Origin of the sequence: Kribbella sp. NPDC004875, from assembly GCF_042873375.1 — a bacterium.
Lineage (GTDB): Bacteria > Actinomycetota > Actinomycetes > Propionibacteriales > Kribbellaceae > Kribbella.
The window spans coordinates 447527-473582 of the sequence record NZ_JBIALI010000004.1; the positions used below are offsets into that span (position 1 = coordinate 447527).

Sequence of the window (26056 nt, forward strand, 5' to 3'; positions counted from 1 at the left end):
TCAGCCGCCGGCCGGTGCCCCCAGAACCTGCCGGTAGTCCTGCCCTCAAGTGTCCTCCCGGAGGTCACGCCCGATGGCCTCCGCCGTCGCCCGAACCATGGTCACCAGATCCGCGCGGAGCCGGAGCCGGCTGTCACAGATCCGCTCCACCCGCCCGGCCAGCCCGACCGCGCCGACGACCAGCCCGCCGAGGCCACGGATCGGCGCCGCGATACTCGCGAGTTCGACCGTGTGCTCCTCGAACTCGCCGGCCCAGCCGCGCGCCCGGACCGTCGCCAGCTCCTCCGCCAGCCGGGACGGATCGGTGATCGTCCGCGTGGTGAACGCCTCCAGGGTCCGCGGTCGTGCGGCACCGCTGGTGTCGTAGGCCAGCACGGCCTTGCCCAAGGCGGTGGCATGCGGCGGAAGCGTCGTACCGACGTCGAGGTTCTGGTCGCTGTCGTCGGGGCGGAAGACGTGATGGACGACGACCACGACGCCGTCGACCAAGCGCCCGACGCGCACCACCTCGCCGCTGCGGGACGCCAGTGAGTCGGCCCAGTTGATCGCGCGGCTGCGGAGCTCGTTCGGGTCCAGGTAGCTCTCGCCGAGGCGGCCGAACGCGTCGCTGAGGTGATAGTGCGCGCCGCTGTGGTCCTGCTCGACGAAGCCGACCTGGTGCAGGGTCCGGAGGATGCCGTGCACGGTCGTCTTCGCCAGCCCGAGCGCGTTGCCGAGATCGGCGACCCCCAGCCCGTCGGGCGCGGCGGCGAGCAGTCGCAGCACCGCCGCGGCCCGCTCGATCGACTGCACAGTCCCCGGCACACCGGCAGGCTACCTGTGAATCACTGGTCTGGCTTCACCTCAGGAGTCACTCCGAGGCGATCGCCCGCAACACGTCCAGACGGGCTGCGCGCCGTGACGGCCAGACCGCAGCCAGTACGCCGAACAGCATCGCGGCGACGACAGCTCCCGCCAGCTGCAGGACCGGGATGTCGCGCACCGCCAGGCCGTTGTCGACCATCGCGGACTGGATCGCGGACGCGAACAGGACGCCGATCACCAGCCCCAGCAACGAACCGAGGGTCGTGATCGCGATCGACTCCACCCGGAGCATCCGGCTGAGCTGCGGCCGGTCCATCCCGATCGCCCGCAGCAGCCCGATCTCGCGGGTCCGCTCGACCACTCCGAGCGCGAGGGTGTTCACGATGCCGAGCAGCGCGATCAGGATCGCCATCGCGAGCAGGAACCCGACCGCGGCCAGCACACCGTTCACGGGTTCGCGGGCGCTCGCGGCGTACGCCTGCTGGTCGCGGACCTGGAGCGACGGGTAGTCCTTGCCCAGCGCGTCCAGGATGCCGGCCCGGACCTCGCCGACCTGCTTGCCCTGGGCAACGTCGACGTACAGCAGGGTGTCGCTGCCGGAGCCGCCGATGCTCGCGTACGTCGGGAGCGCGACGACGACCGCGTTGAGCTGCCGGTTCGGAGCGATGATGCCGCCGACGGTCAGGCGGTGCCTGCCGGTCGCGGTGGTCAGGTCGAACGTCTTGCCGACGGTCAGGTCCAGGGTCTTCGCCAGGTTCCGCGGTAGTAGCGCCTGGCCCGAATCGAGCGCGGCCGCGGAGCCGGCGTCGAACGTGGTGGTGATCGGGCCGTTGAGCGTGCCGTCGCTGACGCCGGCGACCGGGACGTTCGACTTCCCGACCTGGCCGGAGTCCTGGCGGACCCGGTGCACCGACTGGACACCGGCGACCTTCGCGGTCCGGTCGCCGACCTGCGAACTGAAGCTCGGCGTGCCGTCGGAGGTGATCAGCACCGCGGACGTGCCGAGCGCGTCCGCGATGCTCTGGGTGATCGAGGCCTTGGCCGAAGCGGTGATCACCATCAGCCCGCAGATCAGCGAGACCGAGATCATCAACGCCGACGCGGTCGCCGACGTACGGCGTGGGTTCCGCTCGGCGTTGCGGCGGCCCAGAGTGACCGGGGCCTTGCGGCCGAACGGGTACATCAGCGCGCGGACGACGTACCGGCTGAGCAACGGGCTGAGCATCACGACGCTGATCACCGCGGTGCTCGCCGCGAGCATGATCAGGACCGCGCCGGGCAGACCGCCGGCGCCGAGACCGATGGCGTACAGCATGACGGCCATCAACAGCACGAAGCCGCCGATCAGCAGGCGGACGAGCAGCGAGCGTTCCGGGGCACCGACGTCGTCGCGCATGGCGGCGATCGGTGGCAGCTTGCCGGCCCGGCGGGCGGCCGGGGCCGCGGCGGCGACGGTCACGCCGATGCCGATCAGGTAGCAGACGATGATCGTCGTCGGCGTGACCTGCAGCGCCGCGGTCGGGATCCGTAGGTCGAGGCGTTCGTAGACGAACCGGATCCCGAAGGCGACGCCGATCCCGATCAGCAGGCCGAGGGTGGCGCCGACGGCGCCGATCACCACGCTCTCGGCGACCACCGTGCCGGTGACCTGGCCGCGGGACGCGCCGATCGCGCGCAGCATCGCGAGCTCTCGGGAACGTTGCGCCACCACCATCGCGAACGTGTTCACGATCAGGAACGTGCCGACGAACAGCGCGAGGAACGCGAACACCACGAGGACCGTGCTGAACCCGCCGAACGTGGTGTCCAGGTCGTGCCGGCCGTCGGCTGCGACCTGCTTCGCCGTGCGGACCTTGACCGAGTCGCCGACCGCCGTCGCGATCGCCTTGCTGACCGTGTCCGGGTCGGAGCCCGGCTGGACCGCGACGGTGATCGACGTCCAGCCCGGCTTGCCGAGCAGCAGGAACTGGGCCGTCGCGCCGTCGAAGGTGACGAGTGGCGCGCCGGCCGCGGCGCCTGCGGCTGCCGGCGTGGTGGTTGCGGTGAGGGCCGCAGTAACGGACTGAGTGGGGGTGACGATCCTGACCTGGTCACCGAGGTCGTAGCCCGCACGGCTGGCGGTGGACTCGTCGAGCGCCAATTGGCCGCGGCCCGACGGAGCGATGCCGTCGACCAGCTTGAACGGAGCGGTCGCACTGTCGCGCGGCCAGGAGGCGCCGAAGGTCGTCAGTCCGAAGTTCTGCAGCGGCTTGCCGTCCGGGCCGAGGATCTCGACGTCGCTGATCAACAGTTGCGGTGTCGCGTCGGCGACCCCGGGGACGGTACGGATGCGGTCGGCGACGTCGGACTGGAACGTCGCCGGGCGGTCGGTGCCGGCCTCGATCGGGGTCGACGGCGTGACGGTGATGTCCGCCGTACTGACCGCGAAGTTCTTCTTCAGGGCGGTGGAGAGCGTGTCGGTGAAGACCATCGCGCCGCCGGCGAACGCGACGCCGAGCGTCACGGCGATCGTGCACAGCACGAACCGCAGCCGGTGCGCGAGGACCGAGCGCAGACCGAGCTTGAACATCAGCCGGCCAGGTCGCCGGCCGGAGCCGCGTCGAGCCGCTTCATCGTGTCGAGCACCGACTCGGCGGTCGGGTCGGCCAGTTCCGACTGCAGCGTGCCGTCGGCGAGGAACAGCACCCGGTCGGCGTACGCCGCCGCGCTCGGATCGTGGGTGACCATCACGACCGTCTGCTGGAAGTCCCGCACCGAGCGGTGCAGGAAGTCGAGGACGTCACCGGAGGAGCGGGAGTCCAGGTTGCCGGTCGGCTCGTCGGCGAACACCACGTCCGGACGCGAGACCAGCGCCCGGGCGCAGGCGACCCGCTGCTGCTGCCCGCCGGACAGCTCGGACGGCTTGTGACCGAGACGGTCGCTGAGACCGATCGCATCGATGACCGTGGTCAGCCAGTCCTGGTCCGGTTTGCGGCCGGCCAGGTCGAGGGGGAGCGTGATGTTCTCCAGCGCGGTCAGCGTCGGGACCAGGTTGAAGGCCTGGAACACGAAACCGATCCGGTCGCGGCGCAGGTGCGTGAGCTGCTTCTCGGGCAGCTTGGTCAGGTCGACGTCACCGAGCAGCACCTGCCCGAGCGTCGGCTGGTCGAGACCCGCGAGACAGTGCAACAGCGTCGACTTCCCGGACCCGGACGGGCCCATGATCGCGGTGAACCGGCCGCGCCCGAAGTCGGCGCTCACGTCGGCGAGCGCGTCGACCTGCGTCTGCCCACCGCCGTACCGCTTCCACAACCCAACCGCCTGGACCGCAGCGTCACCCACACTCATGCGACGAAACCTATCGACCGAGGGTTCCGCACCCGGCCCGAGGTCGTCGCTCAGCCGTCGACCGTGATCAGGTCGATGCCGGCGGACTCGGCCGCGATCTCCTCGACCGAGCGGGTCGGCAGCGGCGGGGGAGTGCCGCCCCACGCCGGGCAGATCGCCTTGTGGTCGCACCAGTCGCACAGCGGGCCCGGACTCGGCCGCCAGTCGCCGGAGTCCAGCGCGCGGGTGATCGCAATCCAGAGCGCGGACACCTTGCGCTCACAGGCGCGCAGGTCGGCCTCGTCGGGCACGTAGCGGACGATCTCACCGTTGCCCAGATAGACCAGTTGGAGCATCGCGGGCACCACGCCGCGGAGCTTCCACAGCACCAGCGCGTAGAACTTCATCTGGAACAAGGCCTTCGCCTCGAAGAACTCCGACGGCGAGCGACCGGTCTTGTAGTCGACGACGCGGATCTCACCGGTCGGCGCGACGTCGAGGCGGTCGACGTAACCGCGCAGTACCAGACCGGAGTCGAGGGCGGTCTCGACGTACAGCTCGCGCTCGGCGGGCTCCAGGGCGTTCGGGTCCTCGAGAGTGAAGTACTTGCCGAGCAGTTGATGGGCCTCGGCGAGCCACTTGGCGAGCTCCTCGCCGCTCGCGTCCTCGGCGAACAGTTGCGCGACCTCAGGCTCCTCCTCGAGCACCCGCTGCCACTGCGGCTCGAGCATCTCGGCGGCCTGCTCGAGCGTCCGCTCACCGCGCGGCAGGTCGAACAAACGCTCCAGCACGGCGTGCACCACCGTCCCGCGGACGGCCGCCGGGGACGGCTTCTCCGGGAGCCGGTCGACGACGCGGAAGCGGTACTTCAGCGGGCAGCTCATGAAGTCCGCGGCTCGGGAGGGCGACAAGGCACCCCGCGGATGCTGATGCGGATCGACTGCGGCTGCGACGCTCATGCCCCAAACCCTAGGCACAACGACCGACAGTTCGCGCGCACCCACCCCGGCCCTGTGGAAAACAGCCTGGAGCCGGCGTGTGCCGGCCGGTTCACGGTGGGTGTGTAGCACGGAGTTACCGCACGACCAGTAGCGTTGGCTTGATGCCAGATTCTCGCGACTCCCAGAATTCCGCCCAGCCGGCCGGTCCACCACCGCCCGGGACCTGGGTGCTCGGTCGTGTCCGCGGGATCCGGCTGACGATGCGCTTCACCTGGCTGCCGGTGGCGATGCTGCTGGCGCTCGGGTTCGCGGCGATCATCGGCCGCCAGTTCCCCGAGCTCGGCGGCTGGCGCTACCTGGCGGCGTTCGCCTTCGTGGTCGCGTTCACGCTGTCGATCCTGGTCCACGAGCTGGCCCACGCGCTGATGGCGATGAAGTTCGGGATCGGCGTCTCGGAGATCAACCTCGGCTTCTTCGCGGCCGGGACGCACATCGAGGGCGAGCGGAAGTCGCCACTCGAGGAATTCGCCGTCTCGGTGGTCGGCCCGGTCGCCTCGCTGCTCGTCGGCGGCCTCGCGTACTTCGCCTCCCGCGCCTTCGACGAGGGCGTCGGGTACGTCGCTCTCCTGGAGCTCGGCATCGCGAACCTGATCGTCGGCGTCACCAACCTGCTCCCCGGCCTGCCGCTCGACGGCGGCTGGGTGCTGCGCGCGATCGTCTGGAAGTTCACCGGCAACATGCACACCGGAACCGTCGTGGCGGCCTGGGCGGGCCGGCTGCTGGCGATGCTGGTGCTGGCCGCGCCTGTCCTGTTCGAGGAGCTGTGGGGCTGGCAGCCGTCCATCATCGACTTCGTCATCGCGCTGCTCGTCGGGTTCTTCCTGTGGAGCGGCTCGACCGCGTCGCTGATGCAGGCCCGGCTGCGTCGCAAGCTGCCCGCGCTGCAGGTCCGGACGCTGGCCCGCCGCGCCATCGCCGTACATTCCGGGACGCCGATCTCCGAGGCGGTCCGGATGGCCGGGGAGTCGCAGGCCGGGGCGGTCGTGGTGATCGACGGCGACGGCAGTCCGCACGCGCTGGTGTCGGAGTCCGCGGTCGCCGCGGTCGCGCCGAACCAGCGCCCGTGGACCACGGTCAGTGAGGTCTCGACGCGGATCGGCGCGGGCCACATCATCGGCGTGAACGACACCGGCGAGGAGATCCTCGCCACGCTGCGCGAGCACCCCGCCTCGGAGTACCTCGTCCTGGACGCGAACGGCACGGTGTACGGCGTGCTCGCGACCGCGGACGTGGAACGCGCGTTCCGGTCCGGCTGATTACTCGGTTCCGGTGACCGAAAGTTAAGGTGAGCGCCTTATGGCTGACTTGCGTGACTTTCCTGACCAGGCGTTCTCCGGGGTGCACCACGGCCCGTTGCAGGAGGGCGAGTGGATCACCCTGCAGGACTCGAAGGGCCGCCGGCACTCGGTGAAGCTGGAGCGCGGGAAGATCTTCCACACCACCAAGGGCGGGATCGCGCACGATGACCTGATCGACGGCCCGGACGCGGTCACGATCCGCTCGAAGGGCAACGTCGAGTACCTGGCGCTGCGCCCGTTGATGGCCGACTACTCGGTCTCGATGCCGCGCGGCGCGGCGGTGATCTACCCGAAGGACACCGCGCAGATCGTGACGATGGCCGACATCTTCCCGGGTGCGAAGGTGGTCGAGGCCGGCGCCGGCTCCGGTGCGCTGACCACCGCACTGCTGCGCGCGGTCGGGATCCACGGGCAGGTGATCTCGTTCGAGCGCCGCGAGGACTTCGCCGAGGTCGCGCGGAAGAACGTGACCGGTTTCTTCGGCGCCGAGCACCCGGCCTGGCGGCTCGAGGTCGGTGACCTGGTCGAGAAGCTGAACGAGCAGGACGTGGACCGTGTCGTCCTGGACATGCTGGCGCCCTGGGAGTGCATCGACGTGTGCGCCGAGGCGCTGTCGCCCGGTGGGGTGTTCTGCGCCTACGTGGCCACCACGACCCAGCTGAGCCGGGTCGTGGAGACGCTCAGGGCACACGGCGAGTTCACCGAGCCGCGCGCCTGGGAGTCGCTCGTGCGAGACTGGCACGTAGAAGGCCTTGCAGTTCGTCCGGGACACCGGATGCAGGGTCACACCGCCTTTCTGGTCACCGCGCGACGGATGGCGCACGGGGTGCAGGCACCCCGGAAGAAGCGGCGCCCCGCGCCTGGTGCGTACGGCGACGATTACCTCGGGCCCCGTCGTGCGGAAGCTCCTGCGGATTCGCCGGGCGACATGCCGAAGGCAACTGGTTCATCCGCAACCGACACGTGATGGGATTCAGCTTGCCCAGCGAGGTTTTCTGGGTAAGGTCCATAGGGTCGAGCCCCACATGGTGAGGTGATGATCGTGGCTGGAGACGAGAGCCCTACCGCGGCAGAACTGCGCAACCAGGTCCGGTACCTGGAAGCCGAGGTCGCGGCGTTGCGACGTCGGCTGCTCGAGCACCCGGCGGACAGCCGGTCGCTCGAGAGCAGGCTGTCCGAAACCCAGGCCTCCTTGGCGAGTGTCACCGCTCAGAACGAGCGGCTGGCGGACACGCTGCGGGAGGCGCGAGAGAAGATCATCGCCCTGAAGGAGGAGGTCGACCGGCTGGCGCAACCGCCGTCCGGATTCGGCACCTTCCTCGGACGCAATGACGACGACACGCTGGACGTGTTCACCGGCGGCCGGAAGCTCCGGGTCGCGGCGAGCCCGTCGGTGGACCTGGACGAGCTCCGGCTCGGCCAGGAACTGATGCTGAACGAAGCACTCAACGTGGTCGAGGCCTGCGAGTTCGAGGTCGTCGGCGACGTGGTGATGCTGAAGGAGCTGCTCGCCGACGGCGAGCGGGCGCTGGTCATCGCGCAGGCGGACGAGGAGCGGGTGGTGCGGCTCGCGTCGCCGCTGCTCGACGTCCCACTGCGGGCCGGCGACTCGCTGCTGCTCGAGCCCCGCTCCGGGTATGTCTACGAGAAGATCCCGAAGTCCGAGGTCGAGGAGCTGATCCTCGAAGAGGTCCCGGACATCGACTACACGCACATCGGTGGCCTGGGCGGTCAGATCGACCAGATCCGGGACGCCGTCGAGCTGCCGTACCTGCACAAGGACCTGTTCCTCGAGCACGAGCTCAAGCCGCCGAAGGGTGTTCTGCTCTACGGCCCGCCCGGTTGCGGCAAGACGCTGATCGCGAAGGCAGTGGCGAACTCGCTGGCCAAGAAGGTGGCGGAGAAGACCGGTGCCGCCGGGCAGAAGTCGTTCTTCCTGAACATCAAGGGTCCGGAGCTGCTGAACAAGTACGTCGGTGAGACCGAGCGGCACATCCGCCTGGTCTTCCAGCGGGCCCGGGAGAAGGCCTCCGAGGGCATGCCGGTGATCGTGTTCTTCGACGAGATGGACTCGCTGTTCCGCACCCGCGGTTCCGGTGTCTCCTCCGACGTCGAGAACACCATCGTCCCGCAGCTGCTGAGCGAGATCGACGGCGTCGAGGGCCTGGAGAACGTCATCGTCATCGGTGCCTCGAACCGTGAGGACATGATCGACCCGGCGATCCTGCGGCCCGGCCGGCTGGACGTGAAGATCAAGATCGAGCGCCCGGACGCCGAGGCGGCCCGGGACATCTTCTCGAAGTACCTGACCAGCGGACTGCCGCTGCACACCGACGACCTGAGCGAGTTCGGCGGCGACCGGCAGGCGTGCGTGGACGGGATGATCCAGCGCACCGTCGAGCGGATGTACACCGAGGCCGACGAGAACCGGTTCCTCGAGGTCACCTACGCGAACGGTGACAAGGAGGTCCTGTACTTCAAGGACTTCAACTCGGGCGCGATGATCCAGAACATCGTCGACCGGGCGAAGAAGATGGCGACCAAGGCGTTCCTGGACGAGAACCAGAAGGGCCTGCGGGTGCAGCACCTGCTGCAGGCCTGCGTGGACGAGTTCAAGGAGAACGAGGACCTGCCGAACACCACCAACCCGGACGACTGGGCCCGGATCTCCGGCAAGAAGGGCGAGCGGATCGTCTACATCCGGACGCTCATCTCCGGCAAGCAGGGCACCGAGCCGGGCCGGTCGATCGACACCGCGACCAACACCGGTCAGTACCTGTAATCAACCAACACGAACGCCCGGCCGACACCACCCGTCGTCCGGGCGTTCGCCCGTCCCCAGGCCGCTTCGCCGAGTCGTGGCGATCGGTTGGCACCCCGCTCGCCGAGTCGTGAGTTCTGGCGCGGAAAACCGCGCCAATTTCCACGACTCGGCGGCGGGAGGGTAGGGCTAGCACCCGGGTCGATCGGGGGGTTTTCCTGATTGGTGGGGCGGGCGTGGGGGCTTAGCGTGCTCGTATGGGGATGGACGATGTGCGTAAGGACCTGCGGGCGGCGGTGGCGGCGCGACAGGAGCTCGGTCCGGAGTACGAGGCCGAGATCATCGACGGTTTCCTGGAGAAGCTCGACGCGCGGGACCGGCACCGCAACGCCGGTCTGCTCCCGGAGCGGGCGCCGGCCCGCCGGCAGCCGAGCCGCGAGACCGACCCGGGCGGTCTCGCGCTGGCGATCGTGTCGATCGTCGCCGCGATCCCGATCACCGCGATCGCGGCCGACATGATGGGCAAGGTCGGCGTCCTGATCTGCTGGGCCGGCCTGGTCGGCATCAACTACGCCCGCACCATGGCCCGTCGCCACAGCTAGCGCCCCACACACGGGTTGGGGAGGATCTCCTGCCCGAAACGGGACGAGATCCTCCCCGAGTGGTGGCTCCAGGGACGGGCCGGGATCAGGTGAGGAGCAGTTGGCGGCCGTGGGCGTCGAACGCGCGGACCTCGGTCTTGAGGTGCTGGCCGGAGGTGAACGTCCCGCTGGCCTGGACCTCGGTGTAGGCGAAGCCGCCGTCGACGACACCGCTGGTCCACGGGCCGGGCTTACCGTCCAGGACGTAGCGGGCCTCGACCTTCGCGATGCCGGGCAGCGCTCGGTAGATCCGCCACGCCTGCAGAGTGTGGAGGTCATTCGTGAAGTCGCCGTCCGACCCGCCCAGCGCCACCAGACCGCGCTTCACGGTCGGGTCGGTCCTCCACGCCTTGTCGTCGACTCTGCCCACCGTCCCGATCGAGCCGAGCTTGCCGAGCGGTGGTGTCCGCGTCAGGCAGTACCGGTACCCGAGACTGGCGCTGGAGGGCAACCCTCCCGACCCGGCCCCCGGCCTGCGACCGCCGTCGCCGGGCACGGTCTTCGGGGTCGCACCCTTCGTGTCCCGGGCCAGCCCGACCAGCGCGGTGCTGTCCTTGGAGATGCCCCGGACGTGACGGCTCCAGACGAGCTCGGCAGGGCCGGGCTCAGTGGGGAACTGGCACTCGGTGACGACCTTCGCCAACTGGGCCTGCGGGACGGCGCCGAGATCGACGCCGACGCGAGCCTGCGGCTTGGCCGCGCCGTACGCCAGGGTCGGGGCCGGCGTCGAGGTGCCGGCGACCCCAGCGTGATCGGGTGACTTGTGCGTGACGACCAGCGTTCCGGCGACCACGGCTCCGACGGCGGCGACGCCGACCAGCGGGGCGACCCAGTGCCGGGCCGGACGACGGGTGCCGGGCCGGGTCCGCTCCATCAGCTGGTTGCGCATCCGGGAGCGCTCGGCGGCGGTCAGCGGTGGGACGCGCGGCGGTTCGAGTTCGGTGTTCATGAGAGCTCCTCGGTGAGGTCGACCCGGGTGAGCAGGTCGGGGAAACGCTGACGGGTGCGGTGCAGCCGGGCCTTGACGGTCCCGACCGGTACGCCGAGGGCTTCCGCGGCCTCGGAGGTGGTCAGTCCGGACCAGACGACGAGCTCGAGCGTCTCGCGCTCGTGCCGGGGGAGTTTCGCCACCGCGCGGCGGATCGCGGACATCCGGAGTTCGTCGTCGAGCCGGCGGGCGACGTCCGGCGCGTGGTCGTCACCGGGCACGGGACCGGGCAGGCGATCCACCAGGTTCCGCATGCGGTTCGCCGTCCGGGCCAGCGTCCGGCATTCGTTGCCCGCCACCACGAGCAGCCAACCGCGAGCGCTCGGCGCGGTCAGTGGCCCCGGTGGGTGCCGCTCGAACCGCCGCCAGGTGTTCAGGAACGTCGCCTGCACCACGTCGTCCGCGGTGCTCCAGGAGGCGGTACGGCGGAACGCGAACGCGCGGACGTCATCGGCATACCGGTCGAAGAGTTCGCCCAGCGCGAAGTGGTCGCCGGCGCGCAGCCGCTCCCACAGCTCCTGGTCCGAGCCGTCGACGGGCGCAGGGTCGCTCGCTGAACCGGCGCCTGCGGATCCCATCGACGGCTCCGTATCCTCAGTCAGGATGATCTTCACATCACCTAATGACCGCTCGCCGGCCAACTGGTTGCATCAGAGCGCGGCGATGATCTGCGGCAGTCCCGTCTCGACGTCGCCGGGCACGTCGAGCAGCAGTCCGCGGTGGACGCCGTACCAGGGGGACAGGCGCGCCCAGTCTCTCGAACGTTCGATCAGTACGCGGGTTGGCCGGTAGACCTCACGGACGCCGGCGGCGACGGCTTCCGGGGCGCCGTTGAGGGTCCAGCACAGGTCGAGGGCCGGGTCCCCGATGACGGCGTCGGTCCAGTCGATGATCCCGGTGACCTGTCCGTCGGTCATCAGGATGTGGTCCGGCCCGAAGTCGCAGTGGATCAGGTTTGTCCGGACCTGCGCGACCCGGTCCAGCAGCGCGCCGGCAGCGGCCCGTACGTCGGCCGGCAGCAGCGGCACGATCCGCGTCCGGAACTCCTCCAGTTCGGCGGCCTTCAGAGCGGCTGCGGTCTCACCCTCAAGTGCACCTTGAGCCACCGCCTCCGCAGTGTCGACGGCGTGCAGAGCCTTCAGGAACACGCCCAGCTGCCGCCCGGTCTCGACGTCACCTGCAGACAACGGTTCCCCAGGCAACAGCAGATGCCGTACGCCGTCCTCCGTCAGTTCAGGTGTCGGGACAGGTAGGGGCAGCTGTGGTGCCAGCCAGGGGAGGAGCGTGGTCTCGGCGAGCAACCGCGGACGTACCTCGGGACGCCGCGGCGACCGGTGGATCCAGGGGCCGTCGATCCAGGCGTGGCTGTCCCAGCCCTCGACGCGGATCACGGGAGGCTCACAGCAAGCTGCGGACGTACGGGCCGAGCAGCGCGGCCGTGTCGGGCATGAACGACCACTCCGAGCCGTCCAGCTTGGCGACGAGCTCGGCGGGGGAGAGCCACGCACCCCACTCGACTTCTTCCGGCTGGTGCTTGATCTCGCCGTCCCAGACGCACGTGTACAGATACGCGTGGTACGTCGTGTGCTCGTCGGCGTAGTCGCCCTCGGGCAACCGCGACAGCTCCACCCCGGAGATCCCGAGCTCCTCGTCCAGCTCGCGTACGACGGCGTGGAACGGGTCCTCGCCGGCCGCCACGACCCCGCCCGCGGCGAAGTCGTACCGGCCCGGGTACACGTCCTTGATCGGTGTCCGGCGGTGCACGTAGATGTCACCGGCCGGATTCCGGACGAGTACTCCGGTGGCCGCGTGCCGCAGGTTGTCGCGCCGCATCACCGATCGTGGCGCCGTCCCGGTGACCCGGTTGCCGGCGTCCAGAATCGCCACGAGTTCGTCCACCGGTGCATTTTCACAGGTAACCCTGTGGACACGGCAACCCCTTTGGTCGTCGGTACCGCGTAGGCTCAACTCCATGAGTGTTCGGCGGATCATGGGTACCGAGACCGAGTTCGGCATCTCGGTACCGGGCCAGCCCGGGGCGAACCCGATGCTGACCTCGAGCCAGGTGGTGAACGGCTACGCGCAGACGCAGCCGCTCGCGCGCAAGACCCGATGGGACTTCGACGAGGAGCACCCGCTGCGGGACGCGCGAGGTTTCGACCTGAGTCGGGAGGTGGCGGACTCCAGCCAGCTCACCGACGAGGAAACCGGCCTGGCGAACGTGATCCTCACCAACGGCGCCCGGCTGTACGTCGACCACGCCCACCCGGAGTACTCCGCCCCCGAGACCACCAATCCGCGCGACGCCGTGGTCTGGGACAAGGCCGGCGAGCTGGTGATCATGGAGGGCGCCCGCCAGGCCCGGCTGATCCCCGGTGCGCCACAGCTGAACCTCTACAAGAACAACACCGACAACAAGGGCGCGTCCTACGGCTCCCACGAGAACTACCTGATGCGCCGGTCGACGCCGTTCGCGTCGATCGTGCGGCACCTGACGCCGTTCTTCGTGAGCCGTCAGGTGGTCACCGGCGCGGGCCGGGTCGGCATCGGCCAGGACGGCGCCGCGCACGGGTTTCAGATCAGCCAGCGCGCGGACTACTTCGAGGTCGAGGTCGGCCTGGAGACGACGCTGAAGCGGCCGATCATCAACACCCGCGACGAGCCGCACGCGAACCCGGACCGCTACCGCCGGCTGCACGTGATCATCGGCGACGCCAACCTGTCCGAGATCTCGTCGTACCTGAAGGTCGGCACGACCTCGCTGGTGCTGGCGATGATCGAGGACGGCTGGCTGACCGACGACCTGTCCGTGGACCGCCCGGTGACCGCGCTGCACGAGGTCAGTCACGACCCGTCCTGCACGCACCTGCTGACCCTCAAGGACGGCCGCAAGATCACCGCGGTCCAGTTGCAGACGGAGTACCTGGAGCAGGCCCGCAAGTACGTCGAGGACAAGTACGGCGACGACGCGGACCGGCAGACCAAGGACGTGCTGCACCGCTGGGAGCAGATCCTCGACCAGCTCGCCACCGACCCGATGAAGCTGTCGGACCAGCTGGACTGGGTCGCGAAGTACAAACTGCTGCAGTCCTACCGGGACCGCGACGGCCTGGAGTGGGACGACCCGAAGCTGCACCTGGTCGACCTGCAGTACGCCGACCTGCGCCCGGACAAGGGTCTGTATTACAAGTTGGTGAAGTCCGGCCGGATGCAGCGGATCGTCACCGACGAGGAGATCCGGATGGCCGTCGCGCACCCGCCGACCGACACCCGGGCCTACTTCCGCGGCCGCTGTATGCAGCAGTACGCGCCGCAGGTCGCGGCCGCTTCCTGGGACTCGGTGATCTTCGATCTGCCGGGCAAGGAATCGCTCCAGCGGATCCCGACGCTGGACCCGCTGCGGGGCACCAAGGCGCACGTCGGGGCACTTCTTGACCAATGCGACACCGCGAGTGACCTGGTTCGCACCATTACTGGGGGCGGCGCCGGGTAGGGTCGCTAGTGAAGGCCGATTTGGGCGGCCTTCCCAGCGGTTCTAGGAGGTGGCCATGGCGAAGGACGGCGGTCAGCAGCACAAGCAGCCGAAGCGTTCCTCGACCGAGGAAGAGGTCGAGCAGGTCGAGACGTCCGAAGACGTCGCCGAGCGCAAGGAACGGCTCGACGAGGACGTGGACTCGATCCTGGACGAGATCGACGAGGTCCTCGAGGAGAACGCCGAGGAGTTCGTTCGCGGATTCGTGCAAAAGGGTGGGGAGTGAACCGCTCGATGACATTCGATGCCTCCGGCCGGTTGCCGGAAGCCTTCCTGACCCCAGGGGGCTCGTCGTTCATGGACTTCCTGGCCGGGCACGCGCCCGACCTGTTGCCCGGACGGCGGTCCCCGGGGGCGGGTGACCTGTCCAGTGAGGTCCCGCACGGGACGACGATCGTCGCCGCCACCTTCCCCGGTGGCGTGGTGATGGCCGGCGACCGGCGGGCCACGATGGGCAACATCATCGCCCAGCGTGACATCGAGAAGGTGTTCCCGGCCGACGAGTACTCGGTCGTCGCCTTCGCCGGCTCGGCCGGTTTCGGGATCGAGATGGTCCGGCTGTTCCAGGTCGAGCTGGAGCACTACGAGAAGCTCGAGGGCGCCACCCTCAGCCTGGACGGCAAGTCCAACCGGCTGAGCGCGCTGATCCGGGGCAACCTGGCGATGGCGATGCAGGGTCTGGCCGTGGTGCCGCTGTTCGCGGGCTACGACGACGACCTGAAGGGCGGGCGGATCTTCTCGTACGACGCCACCGGCGGCCGCTACGAGGAGCACCACTTCCACAGCGTCGGCTCGGGTTCGCTGTTCGCCCGCGGCGCGCTGAAGAAGCTGTACCGCGAGGACCTGTCCGAGATCGACTGCGTGACGGTGACGATCCAGTCCCTGATCGACGCGGCCGACGACGATTCGGCGACCGGTGGCCCGGACATGCTCCGGCGGATCTTCCCGGTGGTCGGCGTGGTCACCGCGGACGGCTACCGGCGACTGCCGGAGGACGAGGTCGCGGGGCTCGTCGACGCGGCCTGGAGCCAGCGGCACCAGCGGCCCGACGGTCCGGCCTCGGCATCCCTGATCTGACGCTGTCTTGTCCCCCCGACCGAACTGACAGAGGATTCGATGAGCGTTCCCTTCTACGTCTCGCCCGAGCAGCTGATGCGGGACCGGGCGGACTTCGCCCGGAAAGGCATCGCCAAGGGCCGCAGCGCGATCGCGCTGCAATATGCCGACGGCATCCTGTTCGTCGCGGAGAACCGCTCGCCCGCCCTGCACAAGGTGGCCGAGATCTACGACCGGATGGCCTTCGCGGCCGTCGGCCGGTACAACGAGTTCGAGAACCTGCGGATCGCCGGCGTCCGGCTGGCCGACATGCGTGGGTACTCCTACGACCGGCGCGACGTCACCGGCCGGGCACTGGCCAACGCGTACGCGCAGACCCTCGGAGCGATCTTCTCCTCCGGCGGTGAGAAGCCGCTCGAGGTGGAGATCCTGGTCGCCGAGGTCGGGTCCTCGTCGGCCGAGGACCAGATCTACCGGCTCACCTACGACGGCTCGATCGCGGACGTCCGCGGGTACGCCGTGATGGGTGGCCCGGCCGAGCAGGTCGCGGACTACGTCGGCGAGCACTACACCGACGGCATCTCGCTGGCCGGCGCGCTCCGGCTCGCGGTGGACGCGCTCGGCCACGACGGCACCGACGTCCGGGCGCTGACCCCGGACCAGCTCGAGGTCGCCGTCCTGGACCGGACCAGGTCCCAGGTACGGAAGTTCAAGCGGATGACCGAGGAGACGCTGGAGCGGATCCTGTCCGAGTCCCGGCCTGCCGAGGAACCGACCGGCTCCGAGGACGCCGAGGACTCTGGTTCCGCGAAGGCCGAGGACACCACGTCCGCGTCGGCCGACGACACCGCGGTCGCGCCGCCGTCGGACGACGTACCGGTGGCTCCGCCGGAGAATCCCGACGACGACCGTCCGCTGTGACGGATCAGCACGAGAGCTCAGCCGTCACGGACACCGTGGCGGCTGAGTCGTCTCGGCCCGCCGATCCGGCGCCGTGGGAGTTGCTGGGGGAGGAGCAGGGCTTCCAGCGGTTCTTGAGCGTGCGCCTGCGCACGTACCGGATGCCGGACGGTCGCGAGGTCGAGTGGGACGTGCTCGGTCCCGAGGCCGGGGTGGCCTCCGGGGTCACCGTGCTGCCGCTGACGCCGGAGGGACGGATCGTCACGATCCGGATGTTCCGCGCCGGCCCGGACAGCGTCGTCACGAACCTGCCCGGCGGCCTGGTGGAGCCCGGCGAGGAGGTGGCGGTCGCCGGTGCCCGTGAGCTCGAGGAGGAGACCGGCTACACCTGCGAGACGCTCGACGTGGTCGGCTGGCAGTGGTCCGGCTCGTCGTCGACGTTCCGCAAGTACGTCGCGATCGCGCGCGGCTGCCGTCCGGACGGGAAGCAGCAACTGGACGAGGCTGAGGACTGTGTGCCGGTCGAGCTGTCGGTGGACGCGTTCCGTGCCGAACTGCGGACTCCCGGTGCGATGACCGGAATCGATGCCGCGTATCTGGCGTTGGACCATGCGGGACTTCTCTGAAAGGAGCCTTATGAGCGACTGGAACGCGGGCATCATCGCGGAGTTCCGCGCCAATGAAGGCAGGGTCGGCGGGCAGTTCGAGGGCGCGCCGATGGTTCTGCTGCATCACCGCGGCCGCAAGAGCGGTGCGGAGTACGTCGCCCCGACGATGTACCTGCGAAGCGAGACCGACCCGGACGTGATCTACGTGTTCGCGAGCAAGGGCGGCGCCCCGGCGAACCCGGACTGGTACCGCAACCTGACCGCGGCCGGCGAGGCCACCGTCGAGGTCGGCATCGAGACGTACCAGGTCAAGGTCACCGACGTCACTGGCGCTGATCGCGACCGCATCTACGCCGAGCAGGCCCGCCGCTATCCGGGTTTCGCCGAGTACGAACGGCGTACCGCGGGCGTTCGCACGATTCCGGTGCTGGAGCTCAGCCGGACGCCGTGAGGTCTGGGCCCGCCCGAAGGGTCGGTATCCTGAGGGCGGACCGCGACTGGCGCTGAGGTGGACGACCACCGGGGAACGGTCTGCCATCCGGCTTCGCCGCGCGCCTGGGCACCTTCGTCTTCCGAGGAGTGCACAGATGACAGCCGAGTTGATGACCGGGACCGAGTTGGCCGCCGAGATGGTGGCCAAGGCGGCCGAGCGCGCGCAGGCGGTGCAGGCGCAGTACGGCGTCCAGCCGTGTCTGGCGACCGTGCTGGTCGGTGACGATCCCGCGTCGGCGACGTACGTGCGGATGAAGCAGAACCGGTCGAAGAAGGCCGGGATCGCGTCCCGGAGCATCGTGCTGCCCGCCGAGACCACGACCGAGGAACTGGTCGGCGAGATCACGAAGCTCTCCACGGACCCGGCGGTGCACGGGATCCTGCTGCAGCACCCGGTGCCGGCGCAGATCGACGAGCGGGCCGCGTTCGAGGCGATCGACCCGGCGAAGGACGTCGACGGCGTGACGATGCGGTCGTTCGCCGCGATGGCCTTCGGGGATCCCGGGTTCCGCTCGGCGACGCCCGGCGGGATCCTCCGGTTGCTCGAGGCGTACGACGTACCGCTCGAAGGTGCGCACGCGGTGGTGATCGGCCGCAGCCCGATCCTCGGTAAGCCGGCCGGCATGTTGCTGCTGGCATCGAACGCGACCGTGACCTACGCGCACTCCCGGACCCGGGACCTGCCCGACCTGGTGCGGACCGCGGACGTACTGATCGCCGCGGTCGGGAAGCCGAACTTCGTCCGCGGTGACTGGCTGAAGCCGGGCGTCGTGGTGGTCGACGCGGGCTACAACGAGGGCAATGTCGGGGACGTGCATTTCGAGGAGGCCGCGGCGGTCGCCCGGCTGATCACCCCGGTTCCGGGCGGCGTCGGGCCGATGACGATCGCGCTGCTGCTGGAGCAGACGGTCGACGCTGCTGAGACGGCTGTCCGCTCTTTGACTACATTGGCCTAAGGTTTGGGGGAGACGACCAAGGAGGCGAGACGTGGCGGTACGGGCGATCCGGGGGGCCACCCAGCTGGACGTGGACGAGCGTGAGCATCTGCTCGAACGGTCCGCGGAGCTGGTGAAGGCGGTCCTGGAGGCGAACGATCTGGAGAACGAGGATCTGATCAGCATCCTGTTCACCGTCACGTCGGACCTGCGCTCGGAGTTTCCCGCCGTCGCGGGCCGCCAGATCGGGCTGACCGACGTACCGCTGATGTGCATGCAGGAGATCCCGGTCCCGCACGCGCTGCCGCGGGTCGTCCGCCTGATGGTGCACACCGAGACGTCGCGGTCGCGCGACAAGATCCAGCACGTCTACCTGCACGGCGCCGTCGCCCTCCGTCCCGACCTGACCGGCGCCCAGTGACAGTGCTCTTGGCCGGGCCTCCGGCGCCGGCGCGGTCATGGGGCTGTGACTCCCGGCCTTCCCTCGTCGCTCCAGTCGCGGTGCTTGATGCCGCGCTGGCGCGCGGCAGGTCGCGGGGTCTGGTTCCCGGTCTTCCCTCGTCGCTCCAGTCGCTGCGCTCCCTGCGCTTCTCAGTCCAGACCGGGGACCCCGCGACCGGGCTCCCTGCGCTCCTCAGTCCAGGCCGGGAGGCCCCATGACCGAGCTCCGCGGCCCGGTCCGGATCGTCGGCACCGGGTTGATCGGTACGTCGATCGGTCTCGCGCTGGCGCGGCTCGGGGTGGTCGTCGAACTCGTCGACGGGAACGCGGACAACGCGCTGATGGCCGAGCGGATCGGGGCCGGCGCGCGCCGGGTCGATATCGCGCCGCAGCTGGTCGTGGTCGCCGTACCGCCGGATCACGTCGGCGCGGTGATCGCCGAGCAGCTCGCGCAGACCGAGAGCGCGGTCGTCACCGATGCGGCCAGCGTGAAGTCCAAGCCACTCGCTGACGCCCGCCGCCTGACCGGTGACCTCAGCCGGTACGTCGGCAGTCACCCGATGGCAGGCTCCGAACGGAACGGCCCGCTGGCCGGCCGCGCCGACCTGTTCGACGGAGCCACCTGGGCGATCACACCGCACGAGACCAGCGACCCCGAGGCCGTCGACCTGGTGCGGCGACTGGCCGAAGCAGCGGGCGCTCGGACCGTCGAGATGTCCGTCGAGGACCACGACCTCGGCGTCGCCCGGGTGTCACACCTGCCGCACCTGATGTCCGCGCTCGCCGCCGGCACCCTCGCGGACGCGCCGTTGTCCCACCTGGAGCTGTCCGGTCAGGGCGTCCGCGACGTCACCCGGATCGCCGCCGGCGACCCGGCGCTGTGGACCCAGATCGTGTCCGCGAACTCGACCGCGCTCAGCGGCCTGCTGGAGCAGATCCGCGGCGAGCTCGACCGGCTTCTCGTTGCTCTCGGCAAGGAAGAGGCCGGCGACGAACTGACCGCCATCCTCGGCCAGGGTGTCTCCGGCGCGGTCCGGGTGCCGGGCAAGCACGGTACGCCGCACATCGACCTGGTCACCGTCCTGGTCACGATCCCCGACCGCCCCGGCCAACTCGCCCGGCTGTTCGCGGACGCGGCCGAGTCCGGCGCCAACGTCGAGGACCTGCGGATCGACCACAGCCCGGGCCGTCCCGTCGGTGAGGTCGAGCTCGCCGTCAAGCCCGCCTCCGTCGACCAACTCGTCGACGTCCTCACCGAGCGTGGATGGGTGGTCCACCGCTAAGTTTGTCCCCACTCGACGGTAATCTTCGGGACATGATCATCGCTGTCGACGGGCCGAGCGGTTCCGGTAAATCGAGCACCGCCCGCGGAGTGGCCACGCGCCTCGGACTGCGGTTCCTGGACACCGGAGCGACGTACCGCGCGGTGACCTGGTCGGCCGTGCAGCGCGGGCTGGATCTGGACGACACGGCGGCGGTGGCGCAGCGCGCCCGCGAGCTGCGGCTGGAGATCAGCACCGACCCGGGCAACCAGTTCGTGATCGCCGACGGGACCGACGTCACGGCCGCGATCCGGGAGCCCAGGATCAGTGAGGTGGTCTCGAAGATCGCCACCAATCTGGACGTCCGCAAGGAACTGATCCGCCGCCAGCGGGCGATCATCGACGACGCGCAGCCGAGCGGCGGGATCGTCGTCGAGGGCCGCGACATCGCCACCGTGGTCGCGACCGACGCCGAGCTCAAGGTCCTGCTGACCGCCGACCAGGAGGCCCGGATGGCCCGCCGCGGCGCCGAGCTGGCGGCCGGTTCGGTGACCGCGGAGGAGCTCCGCGACCAGATCGTCCGGCGCGACGCCGACGACTCGACCGTCTCGGAGTTCCAGGTCGCCTCCGACGGGGCGGTCACCATCGACTCGACGTACATGACCCTGGAGGAGGTCGTCGACGTGATCTGCCGACTGGCTAAGGAGGCCGAGACAGTTCCCCGGGGCCGGGATTCATGACGGCCGAGATCACCGGAGACAAGGATCTGCACAAGGAACCTCCCCGTACGGACGATCTGTCCGCACTGCCGTACCGCCTGGCGCTCCCGATGCGGAAGGTCGCCAAACCGTACTTCTTCCGCAAGTACGACCTGACCATCCACCACGAAGAGCGGTTCCCGCTCACCGGCCCGTTGCTGATGGCGCCGAACCACCTGAGTCTGCTGGATGCCCCGCTGCTCGGCGCGGTCGCGCCGCGGATGCTGCACCAGCTCGGCAAGATCGAGGTGTTCGGGGGGTTCCAGGGCACGTTCTTGCGCCGGATCGGTCAGATCCCGGTCGACCGGTCGTCGTACGACATGCTCGCGGTCCGGCGCTCGATCCAGGTGCTCCGTGACGGGCGGGTGCTGAACATCTACCCCGAGGGCACCCGCGGACCGGGCGACTTCAGCCGGATCAAGGTCGGGATCGCGTACCTCGCGATGGTCACCGGCGCGCCGATCCTGCCGGTCGCGCTGATGGGAACGCGGTTGCCGGGGGCCGGCGTGGAGGGTCATCCGCCGGCCGGGAGCCGGATCGACGTGGTGTACGGCGAGGCTTTCGCCGTCGACCGCGTACCCTTTCCCAGGAGACATTCCGACGTACAAGCGGTCGCCGACCACATTGGCGACGTTCTGCGCGCCCACGTGAGGGCGGCCGTGGACGCTACCGGCCACCCGCTTCCGGGCTGGCGAGACCAGAGGGACCCTGATGACTGACCTGCCCACCGAACTACCGACGCACGACCGGGAAGACGCGGGCCCGTTGCCCGTGCTCGCGATCGTCGGCCGGCCGAACGTGGGGAAGTCCACGCTGGTCAACCGGATCATCGGCCGCCGCGAGGCCGTCGTCGAGGACACCCCGGGCGTCACCCGCGACCGCGTCTCGTACGACGCGAACTGGGCCGGCCGGGAGTTCACCGTCGTCGACACCGGCGGCTGGGACCCGGACGCGGTCGGCATGGCGGCGCTGGTCGCCGCCCAGGCCGAGGTCGCGATCAACGCCGCCGACGCGGTGCTGTTCGTGGTCGACGCCGTGGTCGGCATCACCGACGCCGACGAGGCCGTCGTGCGGGTACTGCGGAAGTCGGGCAAGCCGGTGGTGCTCGCGGCGAACAAGGTCGACGACCAGCGGATCGAGTCCGAGGCGATGAACCTGTGGAGCCTGGGGATCGGTGAACCGTTCCCGGTCTCGGCGATGCACGGGCGCGGCACCGGCGACATGCTGGACGCCGTACTCGAGGCGCTGCCGGAGGCCCCGGCCGAGCGTGACGGTGAGCTCGGCGGACCGCGCCGGGTCGCGATCGTCGGCAAGCCGAACGTGGGGAAGTCCTCGCTGCTGAACAAGGTCGCCAAGGAGGACCGGGTCGTCGTCAGCGACGTCGCCGGCACCACGGTCGACCCGGTCGACGAGCTGATCACGCTCGGCGGCCAGGAGTGGCGGTTCATCGACACCGCCGGCATCCGGCGCAAGGTGAAGAACTCCCAGGGCCACGAGTACTACGCCTCGCTGCGGACCAACGCGGCCATCGAGCGCGCCGAGGTCGTGGTGGTCGTGATCGACTCCTCGCAGTCGATCACCGAGCAGGACCTGCGGATCATGAACGCGGTCGAGGAAGCCGGCAAGGCGCTGGTGATCGCGTACAACAAGTGGGACCTGATGGACGACGAGCGGCGCTACTACCTGGAGCGGGAGATCGACCGCGACCTGGTGCAGTTCCGCTGGGCGCCGCGGGTGAACATCAGCGCCCTCACCGGCTGGCACATGGAGAAGCTGGTGCCGGCGATCGAGGCGGCGCTCGAGGGATGGCAGACCCGCGTCCCGACCGGCCAGCTGAACGCGTTCCTGGGCCGTCTGGTGGCCGCGCATCCGCACCCGGTGCGCTCCGGCAAGCAGCCGAAGATCCTGTTCGGCACGCAGGCCACCACGATGCCCCCGACCTTCGCGATCTTCACGTCCGGCCAGATCGAGCCGTCGTACCAGCGCTTCATCGAACGCCGCCTCCGCGAGGACTTCGGCTTCGTCGGCAGCCCGGTCCACGTCCAGATCCGAGCCCGCCAGAAGAACAAGAAACGCTGACCGGACCCTGGTCAAAACGCTTCGAGGGATGGGGTATGGTTTACCCCGGTTCGTTCTTCGGAGCGTTCGGCGGGCTGTGGCGTAGTTTGGTAACGCGTCTGGCTGGGGGCCAGAAGACCGCAGGTTCAAATCCTGTCAGCCCGACCTTCAAGAGGGGCACCGAAAGTGTCGGTGCCCCTCTTTACGTTTCTCCCATGAGCACACCTGGGGATCGACGGACCTGGACCGACGACCAACTGCGGCAGGCGGTGGAGAGCAACCCGTCGTGGCGTGCGGTCGCTCGCGCGCTGGGCCTGAAGGGCACCTCCGCGGGAACGATCCGCGTGATCAAGCGGCATGCCGCCCGTCTCGAACTCGACACATCGCATTTCACCGGGCAGCGGCGCTGGTCTGATCAGCGGCTACGCGAGGTCGTTCCTGGCGCGAGTTCCTGGGCGGAGGTACTGGCCGGCCTCGGTGCCACGGACGACGGCGCGAATCGAGCTCGGGTCAAGGGCCACGCGGTTCGACTGGGTGTGGACTATTCGCATTTGAAGTCGCCGATTGCTCAGCCGACACCTACTGGGGTGTTCGTCCAGCCGGTCAGGCCGGAGATGCTCCGGTACTCGGCAGCAGCCCTCGCGATGGCATGGTTCACTCTGCGCGGATGTGCCGTGGCGCTGCCGATCGAGCCGCAGACGTACGACCTGCTGGTGACGACTTCCCAAGGCATTCAACGTGTTCAGGTCAAGTCCTGCGCCACTCGGGACAAGCGCGGCTACTGGCACGTCGGCATCGGCCGGCGCCCCTACGTTCTCGACAAGTCCGCAAGCAAAATGCCCTACGATCCGGAATCGATCGATCTATTCTTCATCGTCCTTGGCGACGGCAGCATTTACGTGATCCCGAGCTCAGTGCTGGCAGGCCGTGTGGGTATGTCCGCAGAAAACTACACGGCGTACCGCGTGGGTGATGCGTCTAGCCTGCTGGGTGGGGCGGCAGTGGTGCCTGACGCCCCTCGGCGGGCATCAGGGTACGTTCAGGAGTTCGTCGGTTCGCGGTTCCTGGTCGATCCGAAGGGTTTCGCCTTCGATGTCTACTCGGGGAGTCAGGCGGTCTAGCCACTTCGGGAACCACCAGGCGCGGTCGCCGAGCAGGCTGAGGATGGCGGGGACCAGGGTCATGCGGACCACGAACGCGTCGATCAGGACGCCGATGGTGAGGCCGAAGCCGATCGCCTTGATGATCGGGTCCTCGACCAGGATGAACCCGGCGAACACCGACGCCATGATCAGCGCCGCGGCGGTGACGACGCGGGCGCCGTGGCCGAGGCCCTGGATGGTCGCGTCGTTGGCGTGCCTGCCGTGCACGAACTCCTCGCGGACCCGCGACACGATGAACACCTCGTAGTCCATCGCGAGCCCGAACAGGATCCCCATCATGATGATCGGCAGGAAGCTGACCAGCGGACCGGGGGAGTCCAGCCCGACCCAGCTCGCCAGATGTCCTTCCTGGAACACCGCGACCGTGATCCCGAATGTCGCGCCGATCGTCAGCACGAACCCGAGCGTCGCCTTCAACGGCACCAGCACCGACCGGAACGCCAGCAGCAACAGCAGGAACGACAACCCGATCACGACGAACAGGTACGTCGGCAGCGCGTCGGACAGCTTGTTCGACACGTCGACCCCGACCGCCGTGTTGCCGGTCACCGAGATACTCGAGTCACCCGTCGCGAGTGGCTGTACCGCAGAGCGCAGGTTCTTCACCAGATCAGCCGTCTGCTCGCTGGCCGGCCCGCTCTTCGGGATCACTTGCAGCAGCCGGGTCGTGTGGTCCGCGCTTGCCGCCGCCGGTTGCGCGGCGACGACATCGGGCAGCCCCTGCGCCTTGCCCAGGACCTGCTGGACGATCGCCTCCGACGTGGCCGCGTCGTTGCTCTTCACAACAACCACGAGCGGCCCGTTCGCCCCCGGCCCGAACGCGGCCGCCGTCAGGTCGTACGCGACCCGCTGGTTGCTACCGGCCGCCGCCGAGGCTCCGTCGGGCAGCGCGAGCTGCATGTCCTTCGCCGGGATCGCCAGCAACCCGAGCCCGATGATGCCGACGGCAACGATCGGGACCCGGAGCTTCGTCACGAGCCGGCCCCAGCGGAACCCGAAGCCGCGGGCGTGATGGTGTGTCGTCGGCGCCTTCCGGATCTTCCGTGGCAGCACCCGGTTCCCGACGAAGCCGAGCAGCGCCGGCAGCAACGTCAACGCCACCAGTACGGCGGTCAGTACGGTCGCCGCGGCGGCCAGCCCCATCGCGGTCAGGAACGGCACACCAACCACCGACAGCCCCGCCAGCGCGATCACCACGGTCGCTCCGGCGAACAACACCGCCGACCCGGCCGTCGCCGTAGCCCGCGCCACCGACTCCTCGGGATCCATCCCCTCGGCGAGCTGCGAACGATGCCGCGAGCTGATGAACAACGAGTAGTCGATGCCCACCGCGAGGCCGAGCATCAACGCCAGGATCGGCGCCGTCGACGACACATCGGTGAACGCCGTCACGATGAACAGACCGGCCATCCCGGCCAGGACGCCAAGCAACGCGGTCACCAGCGTCATCCCGGCGGCGACCAGCGATCCGAACGTGACGACGAGTACGACGCCCGCGACCGCGACACCGATCACCTCGGTCGCCCCGATCTCCGGGATCCCGGCCTTGATCTGGCCGCCCGGGACGACCTTGAGATCACCCGAGCTGAGCCCGCTCAGGGCGTCGTACCCGTCGGCGCTCTCGGCGGAGAGTTCGTCGGCCGGCTTGTCGAACTGGACGCTGATGAGTCCGGTCGTGCCGTCCGGGCTGATCGCCTTGGTGCTGAACGGGTCGACGGCCGCGATCACCTCCGGCACCTTCGCGACCTTGGCGACGGTCGCGCCGACCGCGGCCTTCACGGCCGGGTCGGCGAGCGTCTTGCCATCCGGTGCCTTCACGACGACTGTGGCGGATGCGCCGCTGGCGGCCGGCAGCTCCTGCTTGAGCGCGTCGAGGGCGCGCTGCGACTCGGTGCCCGGGATCGAGAACGTGTTCGCGGTCTTGCCGCCCAGCGTGAGCGCGCCGACTCCGAGCAGGACGAGGAACAGCGCCCACACCGCGGCGACGAGCCGCCGGCGCTGGTAGGAGAACCGGCCGAGCCGGTACAGGAAGTTGGCCATCGGGGTCCGTTT

At 69.4% G+C, this 26056-nt stretch carries 26 protein-coding genes, 1 tRNA gene and 1 riboswitch; of the genes, 18 read left to right on the forward strand and 9 right to left on the reverse strand.

Annotation, left to right across the window (positions count from 1 at the left end; translation table 11 throughout):
• Window positions 1–45 precede the first annotated feature (45 nt).
• From ACFYRH_RS24380 to ACFYRH_RS24395, 4 genes are read right to left on the reverse strand one after another with little or no spacing between them, the layout of a single operon-like run.
• Window positions 46–804 (reverse strand): IclR family transcriptional regulator, encoded by a 759-nt coding sequence (locus tag ACFYRH_RS24380; protein ID WP_387779489.1) that lies wholly within the window; start codon window positions 802–804, stop codon window positions 46–48.
• A gap of 46 nt (window positions 805–850) precedes the next feature.
• Entirely contained in the window at window positions 851–3373 is a 2523-nt protein-coding gene (locus ACFYRH_RS24385; protein ID WP_387779492.1) for an ABC transporter permease, read from the reverse strand.
• On the reverse strand, window positions 3373–4131 hold the full coding sequence (locus tag ACFYRH_RS24390) for an ABC transporter ATP-binding protein (protein ID WP_387779495.1): 759 nt from the start codon (window positions 4129–4131) through the stop codon (window positions 3373–3375). Before ACFYRH_RS24390 ends, ACFYRH_RS24385 begins: the two co-directional genes overlap by 1 nt.
• 50 nt (window positions 4132–4181) lie before the next feature.
• Window positions 4182–5069 (reverse strand): RecB family exonuclease, encoded by an 888-nt coding sequence (locus tag ACFYRH_RS24395; protein WP_387779498.1) that lies wholly within the window; start codon window positions 5067–5069, stop codon window positions 4182–4184.
• Window positions 5070–5212: 143 nt separating this feature from the next.
• On the opposite strand from ACFYRH_RS24395, the gene ACFYRH_RS24400 reads away from it, so the two are divergent.
• From ACFYRH_RS24400 to ACFYRH_RS24415, 4 genes are all read left to right on the forward strand, one after another.
• Window positions 5213–6367 (forward strand): site-2 protease family protein, encoded by a 1155-nt coding sequence (locus ACFYRH_RS24400; RefSeq protein ID WP_387779501.1) that lies wholly within the window; start codon window positions 5213–5215, stop codon window positions 6365–6367.
• A 40-nt stretch (window positions 6368–6407) separates the two neighbouring features.
• The gene (locus tag ACFYRH_RS24405; protein ID WP_387779504.1) at window positions 6408–7376 is read left to right on the forward strand and encodes a tRNA (adenine-N1)-methyltransferase; all 969 of its coding nucleotides are present in this window, start codon (window positions 6408–6410) and stop codon (window positions 7374–7376) included.
• 69 nt (window positions 7377–7445) lie between these two features.
• Entirely contained in the window at window positions 7446–9191 is a 1746-nt protein-coding gene (gene arc, locus ACFYRH_RS24410) for a proteasome ATPase (RefSeq protein ID WP_387779507.1), read from the forward strand.
• 236 nt (window positions 9192–9427) lie between these two features.
• Window positions 9428–9772, forward strand: a complete 345-nt coding sequence (locus ACFYRH_RS24415) for a hypothetical protein (RefSeq protein WP_387779510.1) — start codon at window positions 9428–9430, stop codon at window positions 9770–9772.
• A gap of 85 nt (window positions 9773–9857) precedes the next feature.
• Here the strand turns inward: ACFYRH_RS24415 and ACFYRH_RS24420 are convergent, their stop codons facing one another.
• From ACFYRH_RS24420 to ACFYRH_RS24435, 4 genes are all read right to left on the reverse strand, one after another.
• On the reverse strand, window positions 9858–10760 hold the full coding sequence (locus ACFYRH_RS24420) for a hypothetical protein (RefSeq protein WP_387779513.1): 903 nt from the start codon (window positions 10758–10760) through the stop codon (window positions 9858–9860).
• Window positions 10757–11377, reverse strand: a complete 621-nt coding sequence (locus tag ACFYRH_RS24425; RefSeq protein WP_387779516.1) for an RNA polymerase sigma factor — start codon at window positions 11375–11377, stop codon at window positions 10757–10759. Before ACFYRH_RS24425 ends, ACFYRH_RS24420 begins: the two co-directional genes overlap by 4 nt.
• A gap of 72 nt (window positions 11378–11449) precedes the next feature.
• Window positions 11450–12190: a phosphotransferase gene (locus tag ACFYRH_RS24430; protein ID WP_387779519.1), complete on the reverse strand. Its 741-nt coding sequence runs from the start codon at window positions 12188–12190 to the stop codon at window positions 11450–11452.
• Window positions 12191–12197: 7 nt separating this feature from the next.
• Entirely contained in the window at window positions 12198–12698 is a 501-nt protein-coding gene (locus ACFYRH_RS24435; RefSeq protein ID WP_387779522.1) for an NUDIX hydrolase, read from the reverse strand.
• Window positions 12699–12771: 73 nt separating this feature from the next.
• Here ACFYRH_RS24435 and dop point away from each other — a divergent pair, with 73 nt between their 5' ends.
• From dop to ACFYRH_RS24505, 14 genes are all read left to right on the forward strand, one after another.
• On the forward strand, window positions 12772–14292 hold the full coding sequence (gene dop / locus ACFYRH_RS24440) for a depupylase/deamidase Dop (protein WP_387779525.1): 1521 nt from the start codon (window positions 12772–12774) through the stop codon (window positions 14290–14292).
• Window positions 14293–14347: 55 nt separating this feature from the next.
• Complete coding sequence (locus ACFYRH_RS24445; protein WP_387779528.1) at window positions 14348–14557, forward strand: ubiquitin-like protein Pup; 210 nt, start codon at window positions 14348–14350, stop codon at window positions 14555–14557.
• Window positions 14558–14565: 8 nt separating this feature from the next.
• The gene (gene prcB, locus ACFYRH_RS24450) at window positions 14566–15408 is read left to right on the forward strand and encodes a proteasome subunit beta (RefSeq protein WP_387779531.1); all 843 of its coding nucleotides are present in this window, start codon (window positions 14566–14568) and stop codon (window positions 15406–15408) included.
• Between the two features lie 39 nt (window positions 15409–15447).
• Complete coding sequence (prcA, locus tag ACFYRH_RS24455; RefSeq protein WP_387779534.1) at window positions 15448–16308, forward strand: proteasome subunit alpha; 861 nt, start codon at window positions 15448–15450, stop codon at window positions 16306–16308.
• Entirely contained in the window at window positions 16305–16913 is a 609-nt protein-coding gene (locus ACFYRH_RS24460; RefSeq protein WP_387779537.1) for an NUDIX hydrolase, read from the forward strand. Before prcA ends, ACFYRH_RS24460 begins: the two co-directional genes overlap by 4 nt.
• A gap of 10 nt (window positions 16914–16923) precedes the next feature.
• On the forward strand, window positions 16924–17346 hold the full coding sequence (locus ACFYRH_RS24465; RefSeq protein ID WP_387779540.1) for a nitroreductase family deazaflavin-dependent oxidoreductase: 423 nt from the start codon (window positions 16924–16926) through the stop codon (window positions 17344–17346).
• A 32-nt stretch (window positions 17347–17378) separates the two neighbouring features.
• Window positions 17379–17463: riboswitch (ZMP/ZTP riboswitch) on the forward strand.
• 19 nt (window positions 17464–17482) lie between these two features.
• Window positions 17483–18343 (forward strand): bifunctional 5,10-methylenetetrahydrofolate dehydrogenase/5,10-methenyltetrahydrofolate cyclohydrolase, encoded by an 861-nt coding sequence (locus ACFYRH_RS24470; RefSeq protein WP_387779543.1) that lies wholly within the window; start codon window positions 17483–17485, stop codon window positions 18341–18343.
• 31 nt (window positions 18344–18374) lie between these two features.
• On the forward strand, window positions 18375–18743 hold the full coding sequence (gene aroH / locus ACFYRH_RS24475) for a chorismate mutase (RefSeq protein WP_134100823.1): 369 nt from the start codon (window positions 18375–18377) through the stop codon (window positions 18741–18743).
• 235 nt (window positions 18744–18978) lie between these two features.
• A complete protein-coding gene (locus ACFYRH_RS24480) occupies window positions 18979–20046 on the forward strand; it encodes a prephenate dehydrogenase (RefSeq protein WP_387779547.1) in 1068 nt (355 codons plus the stop codon).
• Window positions 20047–20078: 32 nt separating this feature from the next.
• A complete protein-coding gene (cmk, locus tag ACFYRH_RS24485) occupies window positions 20079–20765 on the forward strand; it encodes a (d)CMP kinase (RefSeq protein ID WP_387779550.1) in 687 nt (228 codons plus the stop codon).
• Window positions 20762–21502, forward strand: coding sequence for a lysophospholipid acyltransferase family protein (locus ACFYRH_RS24490; RefSeq protein ID WP_387779553.1), 741 nt, complete (start codon window positions 20762–20764; stop codon window positions 21500–21502). The genes cmk and ACFYRH_RS24490 overlap by 4 nt, the downstream gene beginning before the upstream one ends.
• On the forward strand, window positions 21495–22862 hold the full coding sequence (der, locus tag ACFYRH_RS24495; RefSeq protein ID WP_387779556.1) for a ribosome biogenesis GTPase Der: 1368 nt from the start codon (window positions 21495–21497) through the stop codon (window positions 22860–22862). The genes ACFYRH_RS24490 and der overlap by 8 nt, the downstream gene beginning before the upstream one ends.
• 70 nt (window positions 22863–22932) lie before the next feature.
• A tRNA-Pro gene (locus ACFYRH_RS24500) sits at window positions 22933–23006 on the forward strand.
• A 50-nt stretch (window positions 23007–23056) separates the two neighbouring features.
• Window positions 23057–23962, forward strand: coding sequence for a group I intron-associated PD-(D/E)XK endonuclease (locus ACFYRH_RS24505; RefSeq protein ID WP_387779559.1), 906 nt, complete (start codon window positions 23057–23059; stop codon window positions 23960–23962).
• Here the strand turns inward: ACFYRH_RS24505 and ACFYRH_RS24510 are convergent.
• Entirely contained in the window at window positions 23870–26044 is a 2175-nt protein-coding gene (locus tag ACFYRH_RS24510; protein ID WP_387779562.1) for an MMPL family transporter, read from the reverse strand. The genes ACFYRH_RS24505 and ACFYRH_RS24510 overlap by 93 nt on opposite strands.
• Window positions 26045–26056 lie beyond the last annotated feature (12 nt).

Coding starts and splice junctions, on each gene's coding strand:
- ACFYRH_RS24385 (WP_387779492.1), bottom strand. CDS start 3,373: ATGTTCAAGCTCGGTCTGCGCTCGGTCCTCGCGCACCGGCTGCGGTTC.
- ACFYRH_RS24390 (WP_387779495.1), bottom strand. CDS start 4,131: ATGAGTGTGGGTGACGCTGCGGTCCAGGCGGTTGGGTTGTGGAAGCGG.
- ACFYRH_RS24395 (WP_387779498.1), bottom strand. CDS start 5,069: ATGAGCGTCGCAGCCGCAGTCGATCCGCATCAGCATCCGCGGGGTGCC.
- ACFYRH_RS24400 (WP_387779501.1), top strand. CDS start 5,213: ATGCCAGATTCTCGCGACTCCCAGAATTCCGCCCAGCCGGCCGGTCCA.
- ACFYRH_RS24405 (WP_387779504.1), top strand. CDS start 6,408: ATGGCTGACTTGCGTGACTTTCCTGACCAGGCGTTCTCCGGGGTGCAC.
- arc (WP_387779507.1), top strand. CDS start 7,446: ATGATCGTGGCTGGAGACGAGAGCCCTACCGCGGCAGAACTGCGCAAC.
- ACFYRH_RS24415 (WP_387779510.1), top strand. CDS start 9,428: ATGGGGATGGACGATGTGCGTAAGGACCTGCGGGCGGCGGTGGCGGCG.
- ACFYRH_RS24420 (WP_387779513.1), bottom strand. CDS start 10,760: ATGAACACCGAACTCGAACCGCCGCGCGTCCCACCGCTGACCGCCGCC.
- ACFYRH_RS24425 (WP_387779516.1), bottom strand. CDS start 11,377: ATGGGATCCGCAGGCGCCGGTTCAGCGAGCGACCCTGCGCCCGTCGAC.
- dop (WP_387779525.1), top strand. CDS start 12,772: ATGAGTGTTCGGCGGATCATGGGTACCGAGACCGAGTTCGGCATCTCG.
- ACFYRH_RS24445 (WP_387779528.1), top strand. CDS start 14,348: ATGGCGAAGGACGGCGGTCAGCAGCACAAGCAGCCGAAGCGTTCCTCG.
- prcB (WP_387779531.1), top strand. CDS start 14,566: ATGACATTCGATGCCTCCGGCCGGTTGCCGGAAGCCTTCCTGACCCCA.
- prcA (WP_387779534.1), top strand. CDS start 15,448: ATGAGCGTTCCCTTCTACGTCTCGCCCGAGCAGCTGATGCGGGACCGG.
- ACFYRH_RS24465 (WP_387779540.1), top strand. CDS start 16,924: ATGAGCGACTGGAACGCGGGCATCATCGCGGAGTTCCGCGCCAATGAA.
- ACFYRH_RS24470 (WP_387779543.1), top strand. CDS start 17,483: ATGACAGCCGAGTTGATGACCGGGACCGAGTTGGCCGCCGAGATGGTG.
- ACFYRH_RS24480 (WP_387779547.1), top strand. CDS start 18,979: ATGACCGAGCTCCGCGGCCCGGTCCGGATCGTCGGCACCGGGTTGATC.
- cmk (WP_387779550.1), top strand. CDS start 20,079: ATGATCATCGCTGTCGACGGGCCGAGCGGTTCCGGTAAATCGAGCACC.
- ACFYRH_RS24490 (WP_387779553.1), top strand. CDS start 20,762: ATGACGGCCGAGATCACCGGAGACAAGGATCTGCACAAGGAACCTCCC.
- der (WP_387779556.1), top strand. CDS start 21,495: ATGACTGACCTGCCCACCGAACTACCGACGCACGACCGGGAAGACGCG.
- ACFYRH_RS24505 (WP_387779559.1), top strand. CDS start 23,057: ATGAGCACACCTGGGGATCGACGGACCTGGACCGACGACCAACTGCGG.
- ACFYRH_RS24510 (WP_387779562.1), bottom strand. CDS start 26,044: ATGGCCAACTTCCTGTACCGGCTCGGCCGGTTCTCCTACCAGCGCCGG.